3 protein-coding genes and 2 pseudogenes are annotated in these 3,846 nt (G+C 76.5%); 3 read left to right on the forward strand and 2 right to left on the reverse strand.

What is annotated here, in order from left to right; all coding sequences use genetic code 11:
- Positions 1 to 101 precede the first annotated feature (101 nt).
- Positions 102 to 1,613 (reverse strand): MFS transporter, encoded by a 1,512-nt coding sequence (locus ABZ641_RS28760; protein WP_359986377.1) that lies wholly within the window; start codon positions 1,611 to 1,613, stop codon positions 102 to 104.
- 199 nt (positions 1,614 to 1,812) lie between these two features.
- Between ABZ641_RS28760 and ABZ641_RS28765 the strand changes: the two genes are divergently transcribed.
- The 3 genes and pseudogenes from ABZ641_RS28765 to ABZ641_RS28775 all read left to right on the forward strand — a co-directional run bounded on the left by ABZ641_RS28765 (position 1,813) and on the right by ABZ641_RS28775 (position 3,410).
- Positions 1,813 to 2,163 carry a YciI family protein gene (locus tag ABZ641_RS28765; protein WP_359986380.1) on the forward strand — a complete coding sequence of 117 codons (351 nt, stop codon included), beginning with the start codon at positions 1,813 to 1,815 and terminating at the stop codon, positions 2,161 to 2,163.
- Between the two features lie 10 nt (positions 2,164 to 2,173).
- Positions 2,174 to 2,845: pseudogene (locus ABZ641_RS28770) on the forward strand (sigma-70 family RNA polymerase sigma factor); the annotation flags it as partial.
- 76 nt (positions 2,846 to 2,921) lie between these two features.
- The gene (locus tag ABZ641_RS28775) at positions 2,922 to 3,410 is read left to right on the forward strand and encodes a hypothetical protein (RefSeq protein WP_359986383.1); all 489 of its coding nucleotides are present in this window, start codon (positions 2,922 to 2,924) and stop codon (positions 3,408 to 3,410) included.
- 27 nt (positions 3,411 to 3,437) lie between these two features.
- On the opposite strand, the pseudogene ABZ641_RS28780 reads toward ABZ641_RS28775, so the two are convergent.
- Positions 3,438 to 3,846, reverse strand: a pseudogene (locus ABZ641_RS28780) (hypothetical protein); the annotation flags it as partial.

Genomic DNA, 3,846 nt, shown 5'->3' on the forward strand with positions numbered 1-3,846 from the left:
CCCACCACTCTTTCCCTCCACCACGCCCTTCCGATCTCGCCCCGTGACGGCCGGGCGCGCCCCGTAGCCGTGCTCCGGGCCGCGTCCCGCCGATCGGCCGCTCACCCGTCGGAGCGCGCCGCGACCGCGGTCCGGCCCGCCCGCACCGCACGGGCGGCAGCCTCCGGCCCCGCCTCCGGGGACGGTCCCGCCTCCGGCGGCGGCGTCGTCCTGCGGGGTGCGAGCAGCGCCGAGACGATGCCGAGGGCGGCCAGCGCCGCGCCCACCCACAGCGCCGGCTTGAAGGCGTCGACGAAGGCGTCGGGCGTGCCGTAGACGCCGGGGCCGGTGAACACCGCCGCGAGCACGGCCACGCCGAACACGCCGCCGAGTTCGCGGATCGCGCTGTTCGCCCCGGAGGCGACACCCGCCTCCTGCGGCGGGACGGCGCCCATCACCGCGTTGGCCACGGTCGGGAAGCACATCGAGGTGCCGACGCCGGCCACCGTGAGCGCGATGCTCAGCTGCGCGTACCCCATGCCGGGGTCGGCGATCGCGGCGACCCAGCCGAGCCCGGCGGCCTGCAGGGCGAGCCCGGCCGCCATGAACGGCCGGTTGCCCCACCGCTCCGAGAGGGCGCCCGCGAGCGGTGCGACCACCATCGGCGTCGCCGTCCACGGCAGGATCCACAGGCCCGCGGCGAGCGGCGAGTTGCCCAGCCCGATCTGCAGGAACTGCGACATCAGGAAGAGTGCGCCGAACAGCGAGGCGTACATGAAGAAGCTGACGCCGTTCGCGGTGGAGAAGCCCCGCAGCCGGAACAGGCCGAGCGGCAGCATCGGGTAGCGGGCCCGCCGCTGCCGGGCGAGGAAGCAGGCCACCAGCACCGCTCCGGCCAGCAGCGAGAGCACCACCTCGGCGCTGCCCCAGCCGGCCGTGTTGGCCCGGACGAGCCCCCAGGTCAGGCCGAGGAAGCCGGTGCCGGCCAGAGCGAGACCGGGGAGGTCGAGGCGGGGCCGGGGGCCGAAGCTCTCGGTCAGCCGGCGCAGCGCGAGCGGGGCCAGCACGAGGCCGATCGGGACGTTGAGCCAGAAGATCCACTGCCAGTCGAGGCCGTCGGTGATCGCTCCGCCGACCACCGGACCGGCGGCGACGGCCAGGCCCGCGATGCCGCCCCAGAGCCCGATCGCGGCCCCGCGCTTCTCGGCCGGGAAGGCCTGGCTGATCAGGGTGAGGGTCAGCGGCATCACGATCGCCGCGAAGCCGCCCTGCACCGCGCGGGCCGCGATCAGGGCGCCCACCGAGGTGGAGAGCGCGGCCGCGGCGGAGGCGGCGGAGAAGCCGAGCAGCCCGACGGCGAACATCCGCCGCCGGCCGAACCGGTCGCCGAGCGCCGCCCCGGTCAGCAGCAGGCAGGCGAAGGACAGGTTGTAGGCGTTGACCGTCCACTCCAGGTCGGTGAGTTTCGCGCCCAGGTCGACCCGCAGCACCGGCAGCGCGGTGGTGACGACCAGGGTGTCGAGGGCGACCATGAACAGGCCGAGGGACGCCAGGACGAGGGTCCACGTCTGGTGCGGCCGGCCGGCGGCCGGGGCGGCGGACCCGGGGGCGTGCGGGGTGACTGCGGAGGGCATGGGAGGCGCTCCTTGCGGATCGGGTGCCGGAATCGGTCTCACTCGACCGACGGACGGCCGGGCGCCGGATCGACAGGAAACGTCGGAGAATCTCCCGGAACGGAAGAATTGTCCGCAGAGGTGTCGATCCGGTCGGGCGCCGACCGTCGACATGACGGGAGGGCCCGGCCGGCGGGCCCGATCGAGAAGGGATCGCGTCATGGCGCAGTACCTGATCCTGGTCTACCGGGACGAGGCCCGGGTGGCCGCCGCCTCCGCGGACGAATGGGAGGCGGCGCTCAAGGACCACCTCGCGTTCCAGGAACGCAACGCGGCCGCCCTGCTCGGGGCCAACGCCCTGTACTTCACCGAGACGGCCACCTCCGTCCGCCCGGACGGCTCCGGCGGCTTCGCCGTCACCGACGGGCCGTTCGCCGAGACCAAGGAGGCGCTCGGCGGCTACTACCTCGCCGAGGCCGCGGACCTGGACGAGGCCATCGCCCTGGCCCGGCAGGTCCCGGCGCACTTCGGCGGCGGCGTCGAGGTCCGGCCCGTCCGGGTGTTCGACTGACGGGGCTCCGATGGGCACCGACCCGGAGGTCGCCGCCGCGGTCGCGGACGCGCACCGGCACGAGTGGGCCTTCGTGCTCGCCGCGACGGCGCGCGTCACCGGCGACCTCGACCTGGCCGAGGAGTGCGTGCAGGACGCGTACGCCAAGGCGCTCACGGTGTGGGGCGACCGCGGCATCCCGCGGCGTCCCGGCGCCTGGCTCACCACCACCGCCCGCAACCGGGCCACGGACGAGCTGCGCCGCCGCGCCGCGCTGCGCCGCACGCTGCCGCGCCTGCTCGACCCCGCCGCGGCCCCCGGGGCGGACGGGCCCGTCGTGCCGGAGCCGGCCGAGGAGGAGGAGGAGTTCCCCGACGACCGGCTCCGGCTGATCTTCACCTGCTGCCACCCGGCGCTCGCCGAGGAGGCCGAGGTCGCCCTCACCCTGCGGCTGCTCTGCGGCCTGACCACCGCCGAGGTGGCCCGGGCCTTCCTGGTCGGCGAGAGCGCCATGGCCGCCCGCATCACCCGCGCCAAGAAGAAGATCGCCGCCGCGCACATTCCCTACCGGGTGCCGCCCGCCGCGGAACTGCCCGAACGCATCGACGCCGTGCTCACCGTCGTCCACCTGGTCTTCACCACCGGCCACACCGCCCCCGCCGGCGACGACCTCGTCCGCCGCGACCTGGTGGAGCGCGCCGTCGACCTCGCCCGGATGCTGCGCACCCTGCTGCCGCAGGACGCCGGGGTCGCCGGACTGCTCGGCCGAGGACGGACGGATGCTCCTGCTCGCCGAGCAGGACCGGCGGTGCTGGGACCGCGCGCAGATCGACGAGGGCCTCGCCCTCGTCCGCGAGGCGCTGCGCCCCCGGCCGCCCGGACGCTTCGCGCTGATGGCGGCCGTCGCGGCCGTCCACGCCGAGGCACCGAGCTGGCAGGAGACGGACTGGCGCGAGGTGGTCGCGCTCTACGACCTGCTGGTGCAGATCTGGCCGTCGCCGGTGGTCGCCCTCAACCGGGCCGTCGCGGTCGGCTTCGCCGCCGGCCCGGCCGCCGGGCTCGCCGCGCTCGACGCCCTGGCCGCCGAACCGCAACTGGCCGGCTACGGCTACCTCGCCGCCGCCCGCGCCGACTTCCTGCGGCGCCTGGGCCGCACGGCCGAGGCGCGGCTGGCGTACCAGGAGGCGCTGGTGCTCACCGCGAACACCGTCGAACGCGACTTCCTGGCCGGCCGGCTGCGCGCGCTGGACGCCCCCGGCCCGGTCTGAGCGCCGCCGGGGCCGGGCGCCGTGCCGTCAGCGCAGGCAGCCGGCGATCCGGACGGTGGTCCGGGCGTGCGCGACGAGGCCGCTGTCCGGGTCGGTGGCCGCGAAGTCGAGGGTGTAGTCGCCGTCGGCGAGCAGCGGGACGGTGAAGCGCCCGGAGCCGCCGGTGCCGAGGGTGACCGGGCCGCCCGGTCCGGTGATCTGCCAGAGGGTGTGCTGCGGGTCGGTGATCGGCCGGTCGCCCGGCCGGGTGCGGGCCGTGCCCGTGAACGTCTCCTCGCAGCCCCGGTGGAGCGTCCCGCCCGGCTGCGGCGCGGTGACGGCGACCACCGGGGGCTGCGGCCGGGCCGAGGCGCTGCCGCCCGGCGCGGGCGCGGTGACGGTGCTCGCGCCCGGCCGCGGCGTGGCGCCGGGCGTGCGGGAGGCGCCGCCGGCCGAG

Source organism: Kitasatospora sp. NPDC007106 (genome assembly GCF_040634455.1).
GTDB lineage: Bacteria > Actinomycetota > Actinomycetes > Streptomycetales > Streptomycetaceae > Kitasatospora > Kitasatospora arboriphila.

What these genes read in the sequence shown, in the direction of transcription:
- ABZ641_RS28760 (WP_359986377.1), bottom strand. Translation starts at nt 1,613, where the DNA reads ATGCCCTCCGCAGTCACCCCGCACGCCCCCGGGTCCGCCGCCCCGGCC.
- ABZ641_RS28765 (WP_359986380.1), top strand. Translation starts at nt 1,813, where the DNA reads ATGGCGCAGTACCTGATCCTGGTCTACCGGGACGAGGCCCGGGTGGCC.
- ABZ641_RS28775 (WP_359986383.1), top strand. Translation starts at nt 2,922, where the DNA reads ATGCTCCTGCTCGCCGAGCAGGACCGGCGGTGCTGGGACCGCGCGCAG.